The sequence below is a fragment of the Leclercia sp. W17 genome, from assembly GCF_003336325.1.
Taxonomy (GTDB): Bacteria; Pseudomonadota; Gammaproteobacteria; order Enterobacterales; family Enterobacteriaceae; genus Enterobacter.
Genome location: NZ_CP031101.1, coordinates 2,282,018 through 2,304,727, shown reverse-complemented (window position 1 = coordinate 2,304,727; position 22,710 = coordinate 2,282,018). Strand labels below are relative to the sequence as shown.

18 protein-coding genes are annotated in these 22,710 nt (G+C 53.2%); 3 read left to right on the top strand and 15 right to left on the bottom strand.

Annotated elements, in window-relative coordinates; all coding sequences use genetic code 11:
• Window positions 1-3: 3 nt before the first annotated feature.
• Complete coding sequence (locus DVA44_RS11305) at window positions 4-2,211, bottom strand: hypothetical protein (RefSeq protein WP_139157099.1); 2,208 nt, start codon at window positions 2,209-2,211, stop codon at window positions 4-6.
• Window positions 2,212-2,237: 26 nt separating this feature from the next.
• Here DVA44_RS11305 and DVA44_RS11300 point away from each other — a divergent pair.
• Together DVA44_RS11300 and DVA44_RS11295 are read left to right on the top strand one after the other, a co-directional pair.
• A protein-coding gene (locus DVA44_RS11300) for an IS3 family transposase (protein ID WP_114386812.1) occupies window positions 2,238-3,385 on the top strand; the annotation gives its coding sequence in 2 pieces (ribosomal slippage) (window positions 2,238-2,475 and window positions 2,475-3,385; 1,149 coding nt in all).
• Between the two features lie 224 nt (window positions 3,386-3,609).
• Entirely contained in the window at window positions 3,610-4,875 is a 1,266-nt protein-coding gene (locus DVA44_RS11295; protein ID WP_114386864.1) for a Y-family DNA polymerase, read from the top strand.
• 181 nt (window positions 4,876-5,056) lie between these two features.
• Here the strand turns inward: DVA44_RS11295 and dsbG are convergent, their stop codons facing one another.
• The 13 genes from dsbG to DVA44_RS11230 all read right to left on the bottom strand — a co-directional run bounded on the left by dsbG (window position 5,057) and on the right by DVA44_RS11230 (window position 20,853).
• A complete protein-coding gene (gene dsbG, locus DVA44_RS11290; RefSeq protein WP_114386862.1) occupies window positions 5,057-5,812 on the bottom strand; it encodes a thiol:disulfide interchange protein DsbG in 756 nt (251 codons plus the stop codon).
• Window positions 5,812-7,836 carry a protein-disulfide reductase DsbD gene (locus DVA44_RS11285; protein WP_114386860.1) on the bottom strand — a complete coding sequence of 675 codons (2,025 nt, stop codon included), beginning with the start codon at window positions 7,834-7,836 and terminating at the stop codon, window positions 5,812-5,814. The genes dsbG and DVA44_RS11285 overlap by 1 nt, the downstream gene beginning before the upstream one ends.
• 45 nt (window positions 7,837-7,881) lie before the next feature.
• Window positions 7,882-8,271 (bottom strand): copper-binding protein, encoded by a 390-nt coding sequence (locus DVA44_RS11280; RefSeq protein WP_168194478.1) that lies wholly within the window; start codon window positions 8,269-8,271, stop codon window positions 7,882-7,884.
• Window positions 8,272-8,534: 263 nt separating this feature from the next.
• Entirely contained in the window at window positions 8,535-8,972 is a 438-nt protein-coding gene (gene pgaD / locus DVA44_RS11275) for a poly-beta-1,6-N-acetyl-D-glucosamine biosynthesis protein PgaD (protein ID WP_103822101.1), read from the bottom strand.
• Entirely contained in the window at window positions 8,969-10,303 is a 1,335-nt protein-coding gene (pgaC, locus tag DVA44_RS11270) for a poly-beta-1,6-N-acetyl-D-glucosamine synthase (protein ID WP_114314836.1), read from the bottom strand. Before pgaC ends, pgaD begins: the two co-directional genes overlap by 4 nt.
• Window positions 10,300-12,315 carry a poly-beta-1,6-N-acetyl-D-glucosamine N-deacetylase PgaB gene (gene pgaB / locus DVA44_RS11265; protein WP_114386858.1) on the bottom strand — a complete coding sequence of 672 codons (2,016 nt, stop codon included), beginning with the start codon at window positions 12,313-12,315 and terminating at the stop codon, window positions 10,300-10,302. Before pgaB ends, pgaC begins: the two co-directional genes overlap by 4 nt.
• Window positions 12,316-12,324: 9 nt before the next feature.
• Complete coding sequence (gene pgaA / locus DVA44_RS11260; protein ID WP_371413856.1) at window positions 12,325-14,790, bottom strand: poly-beta-1,6 N-acetyl-D-glucosamine export porin PgaA; 2,466 nt, start codon at window positions 14,788-14,790, stop codon at window positions 12,325-12,327.
• A gap of 323 nt (window positions 14,791-15,113) precedes the next feature.
• A complete protein-coding gene (locus tag DVA44_RS11255; protein ID WP_168194477.1) occupies window positions 15,114-16,529 on the bottom strand; it encodes a porin family protein in 1,416 nt (471 codons plus the stop codon).
• 52 nt (window positions 16,530-16,581) lie between these two features.
• Window positions 16,582-17,346, bottom strand: coding sequence for a Slam-dependent surface lipoprotein (locus DVA44_RS11250; RefSeq protein ID WP_114386854.1), 765 nt, complete (start codon window positions 17,344-17,346; stop codon window positions 16,582-16,584).
• 456 nt (window positions 17,347-17,802) lie between these two features.
• Window positions 17,803-18,354, bottom strand: a complete 552-nt coding sequence (locus DVA44_RS11245; protein ID WP_114386852.1) for a GNAT family N-acetyltransferase — start codon at window positions 18,352-18,354, stop codon at window positions 17,803-17,805.
• 469 nt (window positions 18,355-18,823) lie between these two features.
• Window positions 18,824-19,300: an SRPBCC family protein gene (locus DVA44_RS11240; RefSeq protein WP_114314831.1), complete on the bottom strand. Its 477-nt coding sequence runs from the start codon at window positions 19,298-19,300 to the stop codon at window positions 18,824-18,826.
• Between the two features lie 15 nt (window positions 19,301-19,315).
• Window positions 19,316-20,035, bottom strand: coding sequence for a DUF1571 domain-containing protein (locus DVA44_RS11235; protein ID WP_246843621.1), 720 nt, complete (start codon window positions 20,033-20,035; stop codon window positions 19,316-19,318).
• A gap of 71 nt (window positions 20,036-20,106) precedes the next feature.
• Complete coding sequence (locus DVA44_RS11230; RefSeq protein ID WP_114386848.1) at window positions 20,107-20,853, bottom strand: SDR family oxidoreductase; 747 nt, start codon at window positions 20,851-20,853, stop codon at window positions 20,107-20,109.
• A gap of 98 nt (window positions 20,854-20,951) precedes the next feature.
• On the opposite strand from DVA44_RS11230, the gene DVA44_RS11225 reads away from it, so the two are divergent.
• Window positions 20,952-21,881, top strand: coding sequence for an AraC family transcriptional regulator (locus DVA44_RS11225; RefSeq protein ID WP_114386846.1), 930 nt, complete (start codon window positions 20,952-20,954; stop codon window positions 21,879-21,881).
• Here DVA44_RS11225 and DVA44_RS11220 read toward each other — a convergent pair.
• A complete protein-coding gene (locus tag DVA44_RS11220; RefSeq protein WP_114386844.1) occupies window positions 21,878-22,708 on the bottom strand; it encodes a helix-turn-helix transcriptional regulator in 831 nt (276 codons plus the stop codon). The genes DVA44_RS11225 and DVA44_RS11220 overlap by 4 nt on opposite strands.
• Between the last annotated feature and the right edge of the window lie 2 nt (window positions 22,709-22,710).

Here is a 22,710-nt window from a genome sequence, read left to right as displayed (position 1 = left end):
GCATTACCGCTCGGCAATAGTCCAAAGCCCTGCGCTCTCTTTTATAGCAATCTCAAATAAATTCCAACCCAAATCAAAAACCTTGCTTTGCAAGAATGGCAAACGTTGTAATATTAATGCACGAATAGCTGGATGCTCATCGTTAGCAAAGCGTCGCAACGTAGGTGGTAGCAAAGCGGGAAGTTGCTCATCTCGTTCCAAAATACGATTAGTTAGAATCATCAGGGCATCTGCAACATCACCTTTTGCCATATTGATACCTCTATTAATTAAATCAATATTGTCACCTTCGATGGAGTCCTCCTCAATAAGACCTGCGAAATCTATAGCCAAAAAAATCAAGCGTTCTACAACTTTTAGATCTTGTATAACATTGGCACAAGCTTCAATAGCTTTGGCTGATATACGTTTACGCCGCCATTGCGTAGGGTGTCTTTCCAATTCATCAAGGATCTGTTCTGCCAGAAAGTTTGCATCAGGCTCTTCGATTGCTTCCCATGTACCGTTAGTGCTTAAATTTCCATAACGATGGGCAAGATAAGTAATGACGCCATCCAAAACATCATCACGGAACTTTGACGGTATATCTAACCAGTAATCATGCAAAAACATAATAAATCTTGATGGTTGTCGAGAGGCTGCTTCGCTTAACTGCCTACCAACCTGTTCCTCTCCTCCAACAAGAAAATCATTCCAATCCCAACGATTGTATCCTTCATAATGAGATAATAGCTTCAATACTCCACTATTGGTGATATTTAGAAAAACATCATAAGAGAAAGGAGCGCTAACCCAGCCACTTTGGGAATAAGTATGAGGCCGCAAGATGATTGTACCAGCTATTCTTTCATATTCATCGAAGACTGTTTGCAAGTGAGCGGAACGCAGATGGCAAGGGATCGATGCGATATACTCTGCTTGTGCTTTCAATCTCCATAGATTGCTATCATCTGAAGTATATTCACTTCGCACAGACAAAATACACGCCATTACCGCATCTTGTATTTGCCAGGAAAGCAAACTAAATGCTGATTGTATCAATTTTCCCAATTCATACGAAAGCTCAAACTCCAACATATTCCGGTCATTCAGCATGCGGCCTATTATATCAATATTGGAACCAGGTGACGCAGCACACGCCAGTATTCCAAAATAAACAAAAGCCCCTTCCTGATTGAAGCAAATACGCTCGCAATTTATTTGCCACCAATTTGAATGTATTTCTGCTTGATGGAAAATAGCAGCCTCAACTGCATCAAAAAGAATTTCAACACCATATTTATGGTGTACACCCCGTTTACTATGAGTGACCGCGAAAGACGTTTCACTCAGAAAACCATGCCCATAACCTAAACAAATGTTACCATAACGTGATGAACGTTTTTTGCTCCAACATTCGATTGCATTTAAAGCCAAGTCTAATAAATCATTTGATTTCTCCATATGGTGATGCAGAAATCTTTCATTATCAAACTCATGTGATTGGCAACGTAAACTGTGATTAAATCGATAACCTAATATATCTTCCTCTCTAATTTCTTCTGTTATATACTGCCAGAGTAAATCATCACCTATTGCTCCTGCAGTTACACAGATAGCCACGATCTTGCCTAAGGAACTATGCTCAGATCGTGGCATTTTAAGCAGGCGTTTAACCAAAGGTACGATTAAGGCTACGTTATCTGGTTTTATTCTGGATAGATGCATTGCCAATTGATCTGCAATTTCATTACCATCAAACCAATTCAAGTCTAGCACTTCCATCCAGAAAGTTATTGCTCCAGACGTATCAGTATTACCCCATTGAGCAATACGATGAACATGCATTCTTATTCCTTCGTTATCTTGAATTATTTTGAAATAGGGAACCAGATATCTGAGCCAGAAATGATGCCACTCAACCGTTCTACCAGCAGTATAAATCACCTGAAAAACATCACGTAAATGTTCGCGTAAATCACGTATTAAAGGCCAGTCGTCATTCTGTGGTGTTTGCTCAGCGAAAGATTCTGCTGCGAGGCGTCGGATATGAAAGGCCGTATCGCCCGTTAATACCGTCCTGAGTTGTTTTCTGAACTCACGGCGCTCACCTATCGCCAACTGAGCGATAAAACTTCGGATGCTTGGTCGTACAAAAGGAACCGGTGGTAAGTCTTTTATGAATTCATTTAATGTGAATCGCCACGGGTTTAACAGACACCTCAGAGTCATTTAAGATGACTTAAAGAGAGGTGCCCATGAGCGGTAAGCGTTATCCCGAAGAGTTTAAAATTGAAGCGGTAAAACAGGTTGTTGATCGCGGCCATTCTGTTTCCAGCGTGGCAACACGTCTCGGTATCACCACCCACAGTCTTTATGCCTGGATAAAGGCATATGGCCCGGATTCCTCAACCAATAAAGTCCAGTCAGACGCTCAGGCCGAGATCCGACGCCTCCAGAAAGAGCTGAAGCGGGTTACCGACGAACGGGACATATTAAAAAAAGCCGCGGCGTACTTCGCAAAGCTGTCCGACTGAGGTACGCCTTTATCCGTGACAACACCCATTGCTGGCCTGTCCGACTGCTTTGTCGGGTGCTGGATGTGCATCCGAGTGGTTTTTACGCCTGGCTTCAGCAGCCGGATTCACGGCGGCATCATGCTGACCTGAGGCTGACGGGGCTGATAAAGCAGTTCTGGCTGGAGTCGGGTTGCGTTTATGGTTATCGCAAGATCCACCTCGACCTGCGGGATACCGGACAACAGTGCGGAGTTAACCGTGTCTGGCGACTGATGAAGCGAGCCGGGATAAGGGCTCAGGTCGGGTACCGTAGCCCACGGGCACGTAAGGGTGAAACCAGCATCGTGACGCCCAACAGGCTCCAGCGGCAGTTCAACCCGGAAGCACCGGATGAGCGTTGGGTAACGGACATCACTTACATCCGGACTCACGAAGGCTGGCTGTATCTGGCTGTGGTTGTTGACCTGTTCTCGCGCAAAGTTATTGGCTGGTCAATGCAGCCCCGGATGACAAAGGATATTGTCCTGAATGCACTTCTGATGGCCGTGTGGCGACGTAATCCTCAAAAGCAGGTGCTGGTTCATTCTGATCAAGGCAGTCAGTACACAAGCTATGAGTGGCAGTCGTTCCTGAAATCATACGGGCTGGAGGGCAGTATGAGCCGTCGCGGTAACTGTCATGACAACGCAGTCGCAGAAAGTTTTTTCCAGCTACTGAAACGTGAACGGATAAAGAAAAAGATCTACGGAACGCGAGAAGAAGCCCGCGGTGATATTTTTGATTACATCGAAATGTTTTATAACAGTAAGCGTCGGCATGGTTCGAGTGATCATATGCCACCAACTGAATACGAAAACCAATATTATCAGCGGCTCGGAAGTGTCTAGATTATCTGTGGCGATTCAGTGTCCAGAAGGTTCCCATCCCTTGATCTTTGCTACCGACATACAATACTGTATATAAACACAGTAAATTTAGCGATAATCATAATGCTGCTTTTCACATCTACCAGGTTACACCAGATCGTGGCATTCCCTATGCTCAGTGCTTTTATTCCCTGTGCTTTACCAGGCCCCGCACAGAACATTGTCGTGAAATTCGGGAGCTGATCATGTTTGCACTCTGCGATGTGAACTCTTTTTATGCTTCCTGCGAAACCGTTTTTCGCCCCGACCTGAAGGGCCAGCCAGTCGTCGTTTTATCAAATAACGACGGGTGTGTTATCGCACGTTCTGCGGAAGCAAAACCCTTTGTGAAAATGGGTGAGCCGTACTTCAAACAAAAAGATCTTTTTAGGCAGCATGGGGTGGTTTGCTTCAGTAGCAATTATGAACTCTATGCAGATATGTCCAACCGGGTGATGGCGACGCTTGAAGAGATGTCTCCCCGCTGCGAAAGATACTCCATTGACGAGCTTTTTTGTGACCTTACCGGCGTGCGTAACTGTCGCGATCTTTCGGAGTTTGGACGCGAAATCAGAGCCACTGTTTTACAGCGCACGCATCTGACCGTTGGGGTAGGAATTGCACAGACTAAAACCCTGGCAAAGCTGGCAAATCATGCGGCAAAACGATGGCAGCGGCAGACCGGAGGCGTGGTTGACTTGTCTGATGTGGATCGCCAGAGAAAACTGATGGCCGCTCTACCCGTCGAAGAAGTGTGGGGTGTGGGTCGACGTCTGACAAAAAAGCTTGAAAGTATGGGCATCAAAACAGTATTACAGCTGGCAGATACCGATATAGGGTTCATCAGAAAACACTTCAGCGTCGTGCTTGAGAGAACGGTCCGCGAATTACGCGGTCAACCCTGCCTTGAGCTGGAAGAGTTCCCATCCGTAAAGCAGGAGATTATCTGTTCTCGTTCATTCGGTAGCCGCATTTCTGAATATGAAGAGATGCGTCAGGCCATCTGTAGCTATGCCGTACGCGCCGCCGAGAAATTGCGCGCCGAACACCAGTACTGCCGTTTTATTTCGGTCTTTGTGAAAACCTCACCGTTTACGCTGAACGAGCCTTACTACAGTAATAATGCATCAGTCACGTTGCTCACTCCGACTCAGGACAGTAGAGATATCATCGGCGCGGCTATCCGCTGTTTAGACGCAATCTGGAAAAATGGACATCGGTATCAGAAAGCAGGCGTCATGCTGGGAGATTTTTATAGCCAGGGCGTCGCACAACTTAATCTGTTTGACGAGAATCCACCCCGGAAAAATAGCCAAAAGCTGATGAATATCTTGGATCACCTGAATGCTGAAAACGGTCATGGGACGCTTTATTTTGCCGGACAAGGGATCCAGCAACAATGGCAGATGAAGCGAGAAATGCTATCCCCGCGATACACCACCCGATATGCTGACCTTCCCATTGCTAAATGATAAGGGCAGCTCTGTATCAAAGCTGCCCCGCCGCGTTAACAATCAAACACAGATAAAAAACAGCAGCCGTTGCGGCACGAACACGGCTGCTGTTGAACAAGTATTCCCTGTACCAGTATCACACGCCAGCGTCTCTCCGCGACCTTTTGCAGGACGCGGAGAGGGTTAAAGCAGGCGTCGCTTATTTACAGGCCACCAGATCGGCCATCTGCTTAGCATCCGGCAAGCCGACGATCTGCTGCAGGGTGCGATCTTTATTCAGGTAATAGATGGCAGGCGTACCGCTGGCGCCGAGCTGCGTCATCAACTGCTGGTTATGCTCTATCTGCTTAAACACCGCAGGTGGGGTATTACTCGTCAGCGCCGGTTTGGTTTTGCCGTTGCTGCTCTCCATGTCATACCAGACTTTAGCCGGATCCTTCGCGGAGAGGATGGCCGCCGCATACTGTGCGCTGTCCGGGCGGATCACGCCCACCAGCAGGGTTGTGGTGCTGATGCTTTTATCCTTGATAAAGGGCTGCGCCTGATGCCAGAACTTATTGCAGTAGGGGCAGAAAGGATCGGCGAACACCACCACCTGACATTTCGCGTCCGCGCTGCCCTCTTTGATCCCCGGCGCGGCGGTGAGCTGTTTCCACATTTCGCGCCCGGCGGGAATATAGATCTCCTCGTTGATGAGCTTCTCGCTCAGGTTATTGCCCTGGGCATCATACATATAGCCTGAAACAACATGTTTTTTATCCGGTGTGAGATAGAGCGTGACGCCCATGTCCTGATATTTGCCCAGCCAGCCTTCTACGCCGCCGGGCGCGCTGAACGGCTTGATGATTTCGATGCCCTGCTTCTGGATTTGCTTAACAGGTTCGGGTAAATCAGCGGGCTGCGCCTGCGTGGCGGCGCTGAACGTCAGAATCAACAGGGACAGGATCTTCTTCATTATTTTTCCTCAGTAAAATCAGATGGTGTAGCCGCCTCGGCCTTCGCCAGCGCGGTCAGTAAGGCCTCTTTGCTCAGCAGGGAGGGCAGAACATGTCCCTGCGGACGTGAAGGACCAAAAATGGCGTTAAACGGGATACCGCTGGCGCCGTAGCGGCGCAGGAACTGCTCGATTTCCGCCGAGGGCTGGCTCCAGTTACCTTGCAGCAGGACCACGTCGTCGCGGTTTAAAGCCGCCACCACTTCAGGGCGATGAAGCACCATAACCTCATTAACCCGGCAGTTCAGACACCAGTCAGCGGTGATATCCACCAGCACGCGCTTTCTGGCAGCCAGCGCCTCGCTGAGCGCGGCCTCACTCAGCGGCTGCCAGTTGAGGGGAGAATCCTCCTTCCCCTGGGGTTGCGGGGCCAGAAACGCATACAGCCCGGCGCCAAAAAGCACGCCAAACGCCAGGCTGCGCAGATTCTCTCTGTGATGCGGCATGGCCTTTGCGCAGCGGTAGAGGAACAACGCCACCATCAGGCCGCCGCCAATCAACACATATCGCGCGCCCCACTCTTTGACCAGCAGTGTCATCAGCCAGATGCAGGAGCCCAGCATCAGGAGCACCAGCACCAGACGCAGTTTGCCCATCCAGGGGCCGGGCTTCGGCAGCCAGCGCGCCACGCCGGGGGCCATGGCGATCGCCAGCCAGGGAAGGCTCATCCCGATACCCAGCACCAAAAAGACCAGCCACAGTTGATGGACAGGCGCCGCTAACGCGAAGGTCACGGCAGTACCGAGGAAAGGTGCCGTACAGGGCGTGGCGAGCAGGGTTGCAAACGCGCCTTCCAGGAAACTCCCGCCGATGCCGTTCCCGCCGGCGGTAGCCAGCCGGGTGGTAAGCGTGGAAGGCAGGCGGATTTCCAGCAGGCCCGCAAGGCTGAAACAAAAGATCCACGTCACCAGCACCATCGCGCCAATAAACCACGGATTCTGGAACTGAAAGCCCCAGCCAATCCAGGCCCCGGATAGCCGCAGGCCGGTAACGACCGCCGCCAGCACCAGAAACGAGAAGATGATCCCGGCCGCCGTCGCCAGAAAACGCAGCCGTGTCTGGCGTCGCGTGCTCTCTGCCAGGGTCATCAGCGAAGCGAGTTTGATTCCGAGTACCGGCAGCACACAGGGCATCAGGTTGAGGATCAGACCACCCGCCAGCGCCACGGCCAGGATCTGCCAGAGCGTGGTGGAGGGACCGGGGCTGAGCTCAACCGTAAGCTGCTGGCTCTGCGCGCCGTCGCTGACCAGCAGCGCGATCTGTTGCAAACCGTTGGCCGCCAGCGGCTCTCCCTGGCTGTTGCTGACGCTAAACCGTGCGGTCAGGGTGTCACCCTGAACCGCTGTCTGAAGCGGGGCAAGCGTCGCCTCCGTCGGGTTATCGGTGAAGAGCTCGGGCCGGGACCAGCCTTGCGGCGAGGTCAGTTTCACCGTCAGGGTGTCGCGATCCGTGGCGACGGATTTAACCGCTATCGCGCCGTGTGTCGCAGGAACCGCCCGCATCGCCTCATCCCAGGCGCTGGCAAAGTCCGCCGACGGACCGGCGGCAAGATTGATATCCAGCGGGAATGTGTTAACCACGCAGAGGTTACTGCACAGCGAAAGCGTCAGTTTCCCGCGCAAACGCTGCACCTCGTCGGTGGTGATTTCCAGCGGAAACACCACCCGACGGTCGTAGCCGACCGAGCTAAAGCCAGCGGAAGTAAAGCGCACGGGACGCGGCCAGTGCCACTGGGTAGTGGCCTGCGACGCCCACTCTATTACCGGCCGAAAGCCGCCGTCGCCGGGGGTTCGCCAGTAGGTTTTCCACCCTTCATCAGGGGTAACATCCAGCAGCAGGCGAATTTTGCCGTCTGCTGGCGCATCGTGCCAGACATGCACCTGAGCATGGGCTTTGTCAGGCGTCATCGGCCAGCCCGGTACCGCAGCGCAGGCCGCGGACAGGCTGAACAACAGGAACCACAGGCTCCTGAAAAGCGTTTTCATAGTTTTCTCCGTGAAAAATTGACTAAACAGGTACAGCCATGTCAGTCATTCACGGAAAACGCAGTTTTTGAGATGTATTCGAAGGAGCGGAGGACGGAACAGGATCACTGGCCTCGGCAGGACGCTGATTTTGATCAGCACCGCTAAAACGAGAACCAGCAGACCGGGTAACAGCAGAAGGTTATCAAAATGAAGGGGTTGAGCGGAGAGCAGCGAGTGGGCGCTCAATTCGCAGGGTGACAACCCTGGGGAGGAAAGTTCCTGCGAGCTATGTTCAGCACTCAACGAGAGCGTGGCGGCTTTGACCTGCATGTGATGCAGGATAGCGGCCCGCTGGGTCAGACAGATCAGCATGACAACGCAGGCAACGAAAAGCAGCGCGATGGCTCTCAGTTGCCTTTTTTTATGTTGAGTCGGACCGGTCAAGATAGTCATGGGCAATGAGGATAGTGAGCGAGCCGCCAGCGGGCAAGCGGCAATTTGTAAAGTAATGCCAGCCCGAGCGTTTCGGCAAGGGCCAGCCTGACCGCAACTTGCAAAAATAAAGTGTATCCCGCGATACACCCTTTTCAATCTTAAGCCACCTGGCATTTCCGGGCTGCCTTTTTTGCGCTAATACAACTTAACTTCGTCAGCGAGCCGCAGGCAATCCATAAAAACCTGCCAGTAAACATCCAGAATGACCGGCAGGTTTTGCGTTACTCGCTCCGCACGTCAGCGAGGATTTTCGCCATCCACACGCGGTCAATTGCCCCCGTATCATAATGGGCGAGAGTAAAAACCTGGGCCTGATTCATCATTAGCGCCAGTTCGGGGGTGATATTGAAACTTGCCGCCACTTCATGACGCTCAAGTCCAGGCCGACGCTTACGGCGTTCGACACGAAAGCGCAGCTGGTTGTATTTTGCCCAACCGATCAGCGCCAGATCGATAAGACAGGCCACCAGCAGGTAGATACTCAACGTGCTGAGCGTGGTGTAGAACGGCCTCGTCCCCAGAAAGGGATCATGTTCAATCGCGCTTATCAGACCTCTGTAAATGAGCCAGCTAAACCCCAGCCAGGCAACGATAGTTAACAGCAGATCCAGCGCGCGTGGAAACAGCCGTTGTTCAGTAAAAATTAATGGTTGGATCATGGTTTTAATCTCCCAATACCGCGATCGGGACTCACCCAACGAGCTCTGCTGCGTTTGCGGCGCAGCATGACTTTCGGGAAAGCCACAAGCGTAGTGAACAGGCTCAACATCCAGTACACCACCGGAAACCAGATAACCCAGAACAGTGACGCCGCAATACCTTTCTCGTAGCGTCTCTCAATAAACAGACTGACCGCGAACTGCAACAGACAGACCACGCCCAGCATCAGGCCAGTAAAAGCCGGTGGGAAAAGGTGCTGAACATATAAAGACTCGGGCATCGGAATAAGCAGCCCGATGAGAAACAGCAGAATGCTGACGGCATAGGCAAAGGCCCATGCGGTTGACATACAAAACTCAAGAAACAGCGGCCACATGCGCCGGTACTCCCAGCTCCACAAGCGACGCATGTTGACAATAAACACCTCCGCGCCCCCTTGCGCCCAGCGCAGACGCTGCTTCCAGAGCCCTTTCAGCGTCTCGGGCATCAAAATCCAACACAGCGCACGAGGTTCGAAGAAAATTGACCAATGGCGCAGTTGTAACTTCCAGCTGATATCAATATCTTCCGTGATCATATCCGGGCTCCAGTACCCCACCTCTGCCAGGGCGCGACGGCGAAAAGCGGCAATGACACCGGAAACGGTAAAGACCTGACCATAGACGCGCTGGGTACGCTTGATGAGGCCGATGATAGATGAAAATTCCCCCACCTGGACTCGCCCAATCAGCGTTGAACGGGTACGGATACGCGGATTACCGGTCACGGCCCCCACGCGAGGGTGATTAAGCAGCGGTGCGACCATATACACCGCCGCATCTCTGTCCAGCAGCGCATCCCCATCAATACACACCAGAAAGTCGCTGCGCGCCGCCGCGGCACCTGCCTGCAGGGCGACCGCTTTGCCCTGATTTTCCGCCAGATGAATCACCCGCAGCCGCGAATATTTACTCGCTAACTGGTCCAGTACGGTTGCAGTGTTGTCTATAGAACCGTCATTGATAGCAATCACTTCTATATTTTCATAACGTTGCGCCAGCGCCGCTTCGATAGTCTCACGTGCATTCAGCCCTTCGTTAAAGCACGGCACAAGAATGGAAATCAGCGGATTGCCTGCAAGCGTAGGTGGCGGTGTGCCCGGCCCCCATGGCCAGTGGCGCTCGCGGTGAAGCCAGAAATAAAGCCCACCGCTTATCCAGAGAGCCGACATAAACAGCGGCCAGAAAAAGACGAAATTAAGGATCACTTCACCGGTAAAAATCACCGCCACGCCGAGCGGAAAACTGAACATCAGGCAAAGGATCAGGAAGGCGATGAGGCGATCGGTCATTTTTGCGGATACCAGTAGGAGGAAAAAGCAGAACGGATCTCTGCCATCCGGGGTTGATCGTTAATGAAATCGTCCGGGTAGTAGCCATAGTTTCCGGCACCGCTCAGCTTGAGCTGCCGCATCCACCCGTTAAGCATTTCACCGCTAATAGCGTCCTGCCCTGCCCCCTTACGCCAGTCCCGGGCCTGAAGTTCAAAAACCGTTTTATCCAGTGCGCCAGGGAAACGGGCGACCCGCCCGACGAGTCTGTCCAGCCAGGCATTGCCCTCGTTGACCGGGACATTTTCCATCAGCGGCATCGCCATCGGCGCTGTCCAGTCGTAGGTGCTGAGAAAATCATTCAGATTCTGCGCAAACCAGGTTTCGCTCTGCGGATCCAGTACCGGCATGGCGTAAATGTTGCGGGCAGTTTTGATCTGCGGGCCGCGCACGGCACGCACGGTTTGCGTGAGCTGTCGGGTAAAATCAATCAGGGTGCGACTTTTAAAGCGCGTCCAGCGCGCCAGCAGTTGCGGATTGGCGCGTATCTCCGCGAGGTTGTCCGGGAAGCCTGCTGCACGATAGGCTTTGAGTGCATCCGGGGAGGCATCCTCAAAGTCGGTCAGAAAAGCGTCATCATGGAAAAGAATGCCGCTGAAGTTGGCATGGCGCGCCAGGTCCTCGTAGATGTCGTTGATTCTCTGCCGGGCAACCGCATTCCAGGGTGATAAGCGCAAATAATGGCGGTTATCTGGCGCAATCCGTCCGTTGTCTGGCGACCACGCCGCCACGCGAGGCACCGAGGGGTCTAACCCAAACGCCAGTACCGGCATCCAGGCGTAAACCTTCACCCCGGCACGGGTCTGCAACTGCCAGGAAACGAAGTTAAACAGATCCGCCCGCATCGGTAGCCAGCGACTGCGGAAATAGAGCGCATTGACGTTGCCGTCCCCTTTCGGATCGGCATAGGCCTGTAAGAAGACATGGGTGATCTTCATATCGAAAACACGCTGGATCAGCAGATCGATATTTTTACGTTGTTGAGCCTGATTTTTGTCGTAGACATAGTCGAGATCGATATGCATAACCCGCATGTTTTCAGGTTCTCTGACCTGAGCTATCTGGCTGGCGAAGCTACGCAGCGAAGGGTTATTGGAAATCAGCACCCGGGGAATATCTTCCAGATTAGCGGTATTCGCCAGCCCCTGGTTCAGGGTGAAAGCCATCTGGTAGCCCTGTTGATGCGTGAGCTTCAGCGTTGTCCCGCTCGCCGCACCGTAGGGCCAGACCCAGGCTCGCGGTGCTTTCCCGGTGACCTCTTTGATTTTGCCTGAAATGCGCGCCAGGTCGGCATTTATACGCTTTTCAAACTGCGCATCCGTTTCGTACTGCCCGCTGGTTTTATCGTAGAAACGGTTAGCGGCTGCGGGCTCCTGACTGCCTTGTGGATTGGCCTGATGACCGTAATGGGATGCCCAGGTGTGCGCACCCACTTCCACGAGCCCCGACTCGCTGGCCTCGCGTACCATCTTCCAGGTGGCAAATTTTTCCCGCGGCGTCTTTAGTCCGCCAAAATCCACCAGCGAATGTTCCGGTGCATCCACCCAACTGCCGACAGGCGCCCACAAAGCAGGCCATTTGAACAACCGAAGCAGCGGCAGAACGCGCGTCGAGAAGCTACTGTATCCATCATCAAAGGTCAGCATCACCGCCTTTTCGGGCAAGGTGCTTTTTCCTGCATGGGCATCCAGCACCTGCTGTACGCTAATCGGCTGGTAGCCGTTATCATGCAGCCAGGCAAACTGGTCGTTCAGGGCGCTGGTGCGCACGGAGAGATAGCGCTGATCGGCGGCGCCGTCCTCCACGTCGTGCCAGGCCAGCACAAGAAAGCTGTTTTTGGGCCAGGGCTGGTCCGCATAGAGCGCCGGCCGTTCGGCAGGAGGAAGATAACGTGGTGCCGCGGCCAGTGCACACATGCTCATCATCATCCACCCGACGATTACCCTCGCGGCGAGAAGCCATCGTTTCATCATGATGCGCCCTTAAAACCTGACATTCAGATCAAATGCGAGGGCAATATTGCGCTCCCGCTTCCCGTCGTAAGGACGCTTATCCCAGGTCAGTTTCACCCCGGCATCCACTACGTTATTCCATTGAATACGTTGCCCGTAACCAAACTGATTGATGGCCCCAGCGCTGTGCCCTTTTTGCCAGTAACCACCCGCTCCCGCTTCAAACTGCTGCTTCCAGACCGTGTCGTAATGGCGATACAGCACCTGTTCGGCGCGCAGCCCTGCCACCGCCGAAAGATCACGTTTGGGGTTGTAATAAGGCACATCTTCTTTGCTGTTATGGCTACCGCCGATGCCAGGGATAAAATCCAGCGTAAAACGTGGCGACGTCCAGAGGCGCTCTTTACCGCTGATGCCGTACTCCAGTCGATCGTTGCCGTCGGTGAAATGGGCGCCGGAAAGTGAAAGTTGATATTCGCGTCGTTCGTTCTGATACCAGCGTAACCACAGATCGCCACCGTTAGCGTTTACCCCATTGCGCAGGGCACGCAGCGGCGTGTTACGGGATAACCGCTCCGCCGAGCCTCCGACCCGCCAGTTGTCGCTGAAATCGTACCAACCGGAGAGGCGTCCGCCGATTTTCTGATCGGTGTTATCGTTGCGCCCGGAGATCTCCATTTCGGCCCAGAGATCCCGTGACGTCCATTCCGCCCCCGCCAGCAGGTCCCGGCTTATTCCCTTCCCCTCCTCAAACTCGCCGCGGGCAAAGTTGTATCCGGTAAACAGTCGCCAGTTCTGGTTAACAGGCGGGCTATAAAGCGCAGTGTTGAGGGTGAAATCATCTTTGCCACTGACCGGGTTGTCGGATGAGATGCCCTGAGATCCGGCTATCCGCAGTTCCGCTTTGTTATGCACCGCCATCAGCCGCTCAAGCTGCAACGTGGCGGCATCATCCGGGCTGCGGCTGACCACATCTTTTGTGAGTTCCTCGGCCTGTTGCCACTCCTGTAGCTCCATGACCGTCCATGCCTGTTGCCTTTCCAGGGTCAGGTTGCTGGGTTCAATGACTTCGGCAAGCTTAAGTTCGCGCTCTGCGGCACGCGGTAATCCTCTCGCCAGCAGCACTGAGGCATAGGCAATACGCAGTGCCTGGTTACCCGATCCTGTGCGCGCCAACCGCTCCGCATGCTTCTCGGCTGCGGGCAAATCATTCACGGCCACCAGATATTCGGTTTGTAAGGTTCTGGCCAGCAGCCAGTTGTCATTGGGCTGCGGTGTGGGAGAACCATATATCTTTCGCAGATAAGGGCTCTCTTTGCTGTAGTCATCCAGTTGCTGCTTCGCTTCGTCGAAATGGTTGTTATCGAGACGGGCATAGAGCAGTTCCTGTTGATCGTCCATGGTCAGCGGCGTGGATGCCAGGGTCGAGCCACGCGGAAAATAGATGCTTTCAAGCAGCGACTCGGCTTTGTCCGGCTGCTTCTGCGCAAGATAGGCAGATGCGACCCATCTTCTGGCGTAGTCAGGTACGGGCGTTCCGTTCGCCTCAAGCGATTCAAATTCGGCGATTGCTTCAGCCATGCGTTTACGGATAACCAGCGCCCCCAGCCGGTCAATTCTGGCGCGTCGCACATCAGCTTGCGCCTCGGGATGTTGTTCCCATGCGGCAATCAGCGCGTCATAGCGAGCCAGTGCTTTATCTGCCACCAAGAAACGTTCATCTTCATTGCGGGTGGGCGTGAACGCAGCGCGGACGGTTTGCGCCGCCGCATCCAGTTCAAGTTGACGTGTAATGGCATCAGGCTGCGGGAAGCGCTCTGAAAGGGTCAGCGCAGGGCCGGCAATGCGGCTGGCCGACATGGCAGCCAACAGCGTGGGCACCACATTTTTGTTGCGGTCTGAATCGGTATCGAGGTGGCTGGCTGCCAGTACTGAATCCCAGTTTTTCCCCTGAGCATGATAAACATAAGCCAGCAGGGCCTCTCTCTCTGGCCCCGGCTCCTCGTCTGCCCAGCGCCGGGCTTCGGTGACGGCCTGCTCGTTGCGATGGGCATCTGCGAGCGTCATTATCCAGCCGGTGCGGGCGTCGCTATTGCCGGGTTCATCTTGCAGAACGCTTTCCCAGACGGCCAGCGAGGCATTCCACTGCTTTTGGTTACGCAGCGCGCGGGCGGCAGCGACCTGCCCTCTGGCAGGGATGGCCATGTGTTGGCGATAACGCTCCCATACCGCCAGCGTCTCAGCGTCATTATTGGCCCATGAGGAAACCTGAAGCCAGTCAGCAATCTCTCCCGCCGTTAACTGTGTCTGCTTTTCCCGGACAGCAAGGTATTGCAATAAAGGCTGGCGGTCGCCCTCCCGTGCCTGAATTATAAGTTCGTCGTAGGTCGACATCCCGGCGTATACCCATGTCGGGAATAACATGCTCACCATTAATAAATATCGTCCCGAACGCAAGGGATTAATAACGCAAGAGGGGCAGGAAACTCTGAGCATAGCTATCCCTTTATCTCTGTTTTAACGTGAGCTTTGCATTTATCCGTGGCTAAAAGATGACGAAAATGCGATAGCTAAAAAATAAACAAAAAAGTATAGACAAATTTAAAATCTCATACTTCCTTCTTATTTATCATTATTCAATCAAAGACTACTTGTTTTAAAAAAACACCTGAATGCCGCTCAAAAAAGTTAGCATCCACGGTGAACTTTTACCAACCTATAAAATAAAAAACACGCCGAAGCGTGCTTTTCATGTTAATTTCACCCTTTCGTATCAGACGTGTTCTGCATACTCAGTAAAATGGCCTGGCAAACGTCTGTTAAAAATTCTTATCCAGAGAAAGCGTGACATTCCTCTGTCGATAATCATAAAAATCAATATTGCTATCGACCTGCTTATAAGTGAAATTCAGTTTCGGCATAACCCCAAAGAAATAGAGGTCGCGATGCCAGAGCGAGAAGTTATAGATCTGTTCGTTATCTTTCCGTCGCGTCGAGAAGATATCACTGTCGGCCTGGTAATTGCGTCTGGCAATGGCCGTGGTGGCGGCAAAAGAGAGCTGCCAGGGCATATCTACCTGCACCCCGCTGCGCAAACCTACCCGATGGTTAGATTCACTGCGCGTGAAGGTCTGCTGATCGAGCAGATCGAAGCCGGCAAATCCTGACACCCGGTTACTGAAGGCATGGGAAAGGGTTGTGGAAGAGTAACGATTTTGCCCGCGCAGGAATCGATAATCTTCATTATCATAATCCAGTTTCTGATATTCCAGCGCCTGACTCACCTGCCAGGTGGGCGTAAGTAAATAACTGTATTCGGCGCGGACGCCAGGCCCAGAAGAATAGGCCTCGGTGCCATACCATCTTTTTTCATAAAAAGGTAACAGCGCGAATTGTTGCCGGAAATTACGCCATTGATAGCCAGCATAAGCACGGGTGGTAATATCATCAAAATCATGATTATTCCAGTAGCTCTTACCGTTTACCGTACCCAGAAATCGCAAGCCATGCTGATCGTAGAGTTGAACATCTTTTTGTAATGCCCCATTGAACCAGAAACCTTCCCCGCGCTGAGGGAAACTATCTTTATTACGAATAAACAGACGATCGCCAACCCGAATGGTTTTACCTGATGACGCATTATTCACATTGCTGTCATTCAGATAGCTTACGCTGAATGAACCCGTTAATGCGCTGCCTTTCTGAATGCGCTCAAGATATTGTGCAATGACCTGTTGAATATTCTCAGGCGGATTGCTTTGTAACACACGTCGAAACTGATAATCAGCCGCGTCAAACTGCCGATTTTCAAACATGGCACGCGCTAAATCCAGACGCACCGCAGCATAGTCAGGATGCTGACTCAGAATAGCGCGATAGTGTTCGATCGCCTCTGCATAATGCCCCTGACTGCGCGCCAGACCGGCTTTTGCAAAATGAATCAGGGTTGAATCCGGATTGGGTGACGCCGCATAGACAGGTAAAATGGCACGAACCATCGGCCACTTTTCTTCTTGAATGGCCTGATCGAGCAGCGCCATCGCCAGCTCTGGCTGTTCCGCCAGTTGCGCATTAGTAACATGCAGCGTCTTATCGCCAGGCCCGGTGCGCTTTTCCGGCGTGGTCAGTCGTTCAAAGTGGGTAGCTGCAGGAATTGAGTCAGTTTCCGGCGGCGCAGCAAACGCAACGCTGAGCGGGCAGAGCAAACTCAGTGCGCCAGTACGCAAAATATTCATAGAAAGGCTTACCATCTGAAGGTCCGGTCAGCTGGGCTGACCGGAAAACGATTTATTGACGTGTCGCGCCAAAGGATGCGTTTTTAGTCGTGTCTGCAAACTGCGCCAGACCACCTAACTCTTCAGCCGTGGGACCATTGAAATGTCCGGTGAAGGTCCCCGCCTGCCCGCCGGATTGCGCATTACCGGTGAAACCACCGTTGGCAATGTTGCCCTGCATCGCAATTTCGCTACCAAAGGTATCATTTCCAGCAATGGTGCCGTTGATGGTTTTCGCCGCGAAATCAATGTTAAAGCTGGCATCGCTCAGGATATTTTCACGCATACCGTGACCCACATAGGTCGCCGTTCCCTGGGTTGGCACGTTAGCTGCGAGCGTGGCATCCCCGGTGTAGAAGACCTCATGCTGACCTTTTTCATACTGTGTCCAGGTACCGAACGTGGTGTAACTCATACGGCCACAGCACCATGAGGTTGAGGAGACCGGGGAATGGTCGTCACGGGTGAGCCGTTGGGTTTGCACCAGGCCCGCAGAGATCCCGGTGCCGCGCATCATATATTCACGGCCCTCAGGGGTGGTGTAAGTCCAACCAGAAAGGGTACCGCCGGTAGTCAGGCTGACCGGTGCCGTGGCAGGGGTTTCCGGTGTGGTGGCAGGCGTTTCCGGGGTGGTACCCGTGTTGCCGTTATCCGTTTCCACAGGCGCAGTGGTTACCGGGGGCGTACTGTCACCGCCACCACCACCGCCTCCGCCTCCGCCGCCACATGCAGTCAGTACAAAAGCGGTCAGTAATAAACCAGGTTTTAAGATCCCCATAAGCTAAACGTCCTTGGTTGTGAATAAATTCGCATGATTTGTAACATAATTTTTGCGAATGAATTTACGTCAAAACATTTAGCTTCTCTAATGATTAGTTCTTATTGCCGCTCATTCTAAGATTAATCTTAACAACCACTTACACAACGTTGCGCCTGGGGATCTGTTAACCGGCGTTAATTTGACTTAAGGCGATTAATTAGCGCCTTTTTCACGCTTTTTCTATTAGGCGCCCTTATTCATCCTCTCTCCTGCTTATTACAGATTATGTTCGGGTTATAGCTGAAAGTAATATTGCGCATAGTAGTTACCCATGGGTTTATTTAGCCCTTGACGGCTAAAGCAGAGGATACGTATCTGGACTAAATCTTAACTCAGTAAGGGTCCGCTTTGTGCCAGAAGCGGACGTTGTCCAGATAAGTATGTTAAATCCTCTAATGGACTTGAAAGGGAATTTTAAACGGATGCGTTCACTTCTAAATTTCTTAACCACTCATTCACTGATATCGAATACAGAAGGCTTGGAGGTGCATCTTTAACATCATGAATCTCTTTGACATATCTTAACCCCGACTTCTGAAGCACTTTCTGTGACGCCAGATGATTCTCTCGAACAACAGCTGAAATTTCGGTTAACTTAATATCATCAAATCCAAATTTTATCGCGTATATGGCAAATTCTGTGGCCAGGCCTTTCCCCCATGCCTCTGTAGATAAGCGATATCCAAGATTATTGATAACGATATCATCATAATTACGAATTCCCAGCCCGCCAAAACCGATGATTTTTTCAGGGTTAGTAAGAAGCGAAATTGCCCAGTTTCCAAACCCATGAGTTTGCCAATGGTCGAGCCAGCGATTCATAACCATTTTTGCATGATCAATGTCCGGATATGGTCCCGCAGGATTAAAAGTGTTCGTAGCGGGATCACCGTAAATTTTGAATAGATCGTTTACGTCTGATGAGATTACAGGCCGAAGGTACAATCGATTTGTTTGAACTCGCAACTTTATCCCCTAATGTATCATGCCTTCACTATACTTTATTAAGATGGATCCTTTTGATTTAAGCACACTTTACGTGGGAGTAGCTGGCGAATACATTGTCCGCTATGTCCGCTTCTCGCTCATAGCAGAAGCCTTGCCCTTGGGCATCTGTCGCTTCGTGTTACAGGATATTTTCTGAGCAATTCAACTCAATCGTGAGGACTATGTGTAACTGCGGCAAGCTACTATCATCAGTGGCTGAATCCGGATATCAATATCAGGGATTTCGGTTTAAGAGGGATTTATCGGAGTGAAGATGAAACCGGGGTGCTGCGTCTGCACTTTGTTGATGGCGGCGTTAATGCCTTCTGTTCCTGTAAATAAACCATCGTGATCGGCAACAAAAAAGTCTGCGCAAAACACCTCAGCGAGCCGGTACCGTTAAGGATGAGCACTAAGCCAGGTTCCGGGCGTGCAGGGTTGAGCTCTTTTAACCCACAGATACCTCGACACGCCTGCCTAATCGCCGGGCTAAACCCTTTGCGCCGTCGCGCATCACCCTGTCATGGTTCCAGCGAAAAATGGGACCCGCCAGCGGCGCAAGCACGTTCATCCAGCGGGCGTTAGTGCGGATATCCCAGTCATACCTGACGATCGTCTCCCTCCCCCGTTCGGTCAAAGACCACACGCCACGCCCTTCCACCTCGCCGCTGGCTTCCCCTTCCAACAGGCATAAAGGTTGAATCGTTAATACATGGATATCAAAGGTGAGGCGATACGGGAGCGCCCCCTTCCAGGTATAGCGATGCAGGGCGCCAATTCCCCGGACATCTCCTTTCTTTAACTCGATAATCTGTTCCAGACTTTCCCACCATTCCGGCCACAAATCTGGATGGCAGAGGATCTCCCAGACCTCCTGTACAGAAGCCTCAACCCGCCAGACGGTGGAAAACTGATAGTCAGCCATAGCGCACGACTCCCGTCAGGGTGCGAAGAAATCTGGAGGGAAACGCACGTTGATGGTCATGGCCTCCATCATCACGGTTTCCAGTAACTTACCCCCCAGCCCGTAGCTGACCACTTTGATGGGCAATCCGGAGTGCTTATCAAACCACACCTCATAGCGATGAACCGCAGCGCCGGTCTTTCCTTCGGGGCCGACCACCGAGAGATGCACCGCCGCTTTCCCGGCAACGGTCTCTTCACCGGAGAGAGTGGTTGTGCCGCCTTGTTGCAGACGGCGAATATTATTCAGCAACACGCCAATGTCGGATTGATCCACCCGGTGACCATTTTCATCCGTTATCAATGAATCCGTAGGCGACAGGTTCAGCACCGGAAATGTCCTCGCGCCGAAGGGCCACAGCTTGACGTTGCCCCTGGCTGGGTTATAGATGATCACCGCCCCGGCATGAGGCGTGGAAAAATCCATCCGCACATAACCCGGTTTACGGTAGCTATAACGGATGACTTTGGTTTCGTCCTGCGAGGAGACGGAGCGCACCATCACCTGGTAAGAGGCGATTTGGGTAAAACGTTGCAGGGCGCGCGCAACGGGATCGGAGGGAGCAGAGCCCTGCAAAAAGGCCGCGGCCACCACCAGCCTGTCCGCGGCGTGCGCAGGCTCGTGAACGCTAAAGAGCAGTAATGTCGTCAGCATTACCGCCACAGAGAGGAAGCCGCCGATAATGGTCTCCTGCAATAAAATGGCCGGGAACAGGTATCAGTATGTCGGATAACCGCTGAACCTGCTGAGTGGGTTTTGCAGGAAACTTACATCAATTGAGCGGCCATCTCCCGAGCATCCTCTCCGGCTGGCAAACGGACAGGCGTATCTGGATCGTTTGCCATCTGCCAGATGGCGTGTGCCACATCCTCGGGACGGGTCACTTTTGCACGCGCATCCTGCATGCCCTGAAAGAGTTGCTGGCTCCATGCGGCATACTCCGCGGGGATTTCGCCCATGATCCGTTGCGCATTTTCGCCGAACCGGGTTGCGGGTGAACGTCCGGGCAGGACCAGACCCACGCGGATATTAAACGGCGCAAGCTCAATTGCCAGAGATTCGGTGAACGCATTAACCGCCGCCTTACTGGCGGTGTAGACCGCAAGCAGCGGTAGCGGTTTAAGGGTGACCGCAGAAGTGACATTCACAATCACGCCTGAACGACGTTGTCTGAACTGTGGGAGTACGGCCCGGGTCATGGCGAGCGTGCCAAGCGTGTTGGTTTCAAAAATCTCCCTCACCGCCTCCGGGGAGACGCCTTCAAGCGCGTTTAACATCCCTACCCCGGCATTGTTTACCAGAACATCGATATCGCCAGCGTCTGAGACAGCCTGCTCGATGCTCTGCTGTGAGGTGACATCGAGGCTTAAGAGGCGCAAACGATCGCTATGAGGAAGAAGCCCCTCCTGCGGTGTGCGCATCGTCGCAATCACGTTCCAGCCCTGCGCAAGAAAATACCGTGCGGTTTCCAGACCAAAACCGGATGAACAGCCAGTAATCATAACCGTTTTCATATTGACTCCTGCTTGTGTTGTGTCTGAGCAAATAATAGACACCCCTGACCGGACGATATATAGTCAAAAGTCCATCATTCTTTAGCAGGAGTCCGGAAATGAGCGATCCGTTAGCCGAAGCCATCGCTATGTTAAAGCTCAAAGCGGTGCTGACAAAAACGGTGACCGCTGCGGGCGCCTGGCGGGTTCGCCGCTCGGATGAGGGGTTGTCCTTCTACTGCGCTGTGCTTGAAGGGGCGTGCCGCCTTGAGCGCGAAGGCGATGAGCCCCTCACACTGCATGCGGGTGATTTTGTTTTAATACCCGCAGCCTACAACTTTGGGTTGACGAGCCTCGTCCCCCCAGCCTCGCCAAGCGTCAACACTACTCCCATCGAAGTGGCAGAAAGACATTTCAGGCTTGGCGATCCCCATGCTGACCCTGAAATGCTGGCGTTGGTCGGTCACTGCATATCTGAATCACCCGATGCGAGCTTGTTGGTTTCACTGTTGCCCGGGCTTGTGTTTGTGCGTAATGAAAAGCGTCTTTCGCTGCTGGTCGGATTGTTAAAGGATGAAGCCCAGGCGCAGCGTTCCGGAAAAGCGTTCATGCTGGCGCGCATGCTGGAACTGCTCTTTATCGAGGCTATCCGCTCTGGCACATCCCTCGCCACGCCCGGATTAGTGCGTGGTCTGGCCGATCCCCGTATCGCCCAGGCGATACGGCTGATACATGAGGAGCCTGCCAGAAAATGGACGGTGCAGGCGCTGGCCAGTCGCTGCGCCCTCTCCCGCTCGATGCTGTTTGAGCGCTTTACGGAGATGACGGGCGTCACGCCGATGGGATACCTGCTCTCCTGGCGCATGACCCTCGCCATGCAACTGCTGTGCGATACCGGCGTCACGGTCGCCGAAGTGGCAGAGCGCACGGGTTACGGCTCCGCCAGTGCCTTCAGCATGGCGTTTATCCGCTATGTCGGTATGCCGCCGGGGAAATATGCGCAGCATCGCGCGGCGGTTAAACATGTCGGACTCGCCGACATCGGTTAACCACAGAGCGGGGATTGTCTGAGCTGGGCATCAATTTTCAGGCGGCTCTCCTCGGTCGCCGGGTTAAACACCAGCATCGCCAGATCCGGCCGCCCCTCCACCGCAAAGGTTGAGAATTCAAGCTCTATCGCGCCGGCCTGGGGATGATAGATACGCTTCACCCCCTCACCGTGACTGGCGACATCGTTGCTCTGCCACCAGGCAGCAAATTCAGGGCTCTGACGGGAAAGTTCGGCAATCAGGCTGGCGGTTTCCGGCGATGTTCCCGCGCGCGCCACGTCAGCACGAAACGCGTAAACCACCAACCGCGCCACCGCCTGCCAGTCATCCTGCGCCCGGCGTACTGCCGGATCGGTGAACAGGCGGCGCAGAACGTTACGCTCTGTCGCGGGCAGCCGCGCATAATCGGTTAAAACGCATGCGGCGGCGCGATTCCAGGCAATGACGTCCCAGGTGACGGTTTTGACGATCGCAGGGATGCTCAATGCATCCAGAACCCGCTGTAATCGTGGCGTGATATCGGCAGAAACAGTGAATTGCCTGTCGGGTGGATGGCCGCAAGCCAGAATAAACAGGTGCTCGCGCTCGGGTGAGGTCAGGCGTAGCCCGCTGGCGATACGGTTAAGTACCTCCCGCGACGGCGCACCGCCGCGTCCCTGTTCAAGCCAGGTGTACCAGACCGGGCTGATACTGGCGAGCTGAGCAACCTCTTCACGGCGCAATCCAGGCGTGCGTCGCCTGCCCGGGCTAAAGCCAAAGGTAGCCGGATCGAGGCGCAAACGTCGCGCCCGCAGAAAATCGCCCAGTGACTGCATAGCAGTGTGCATCG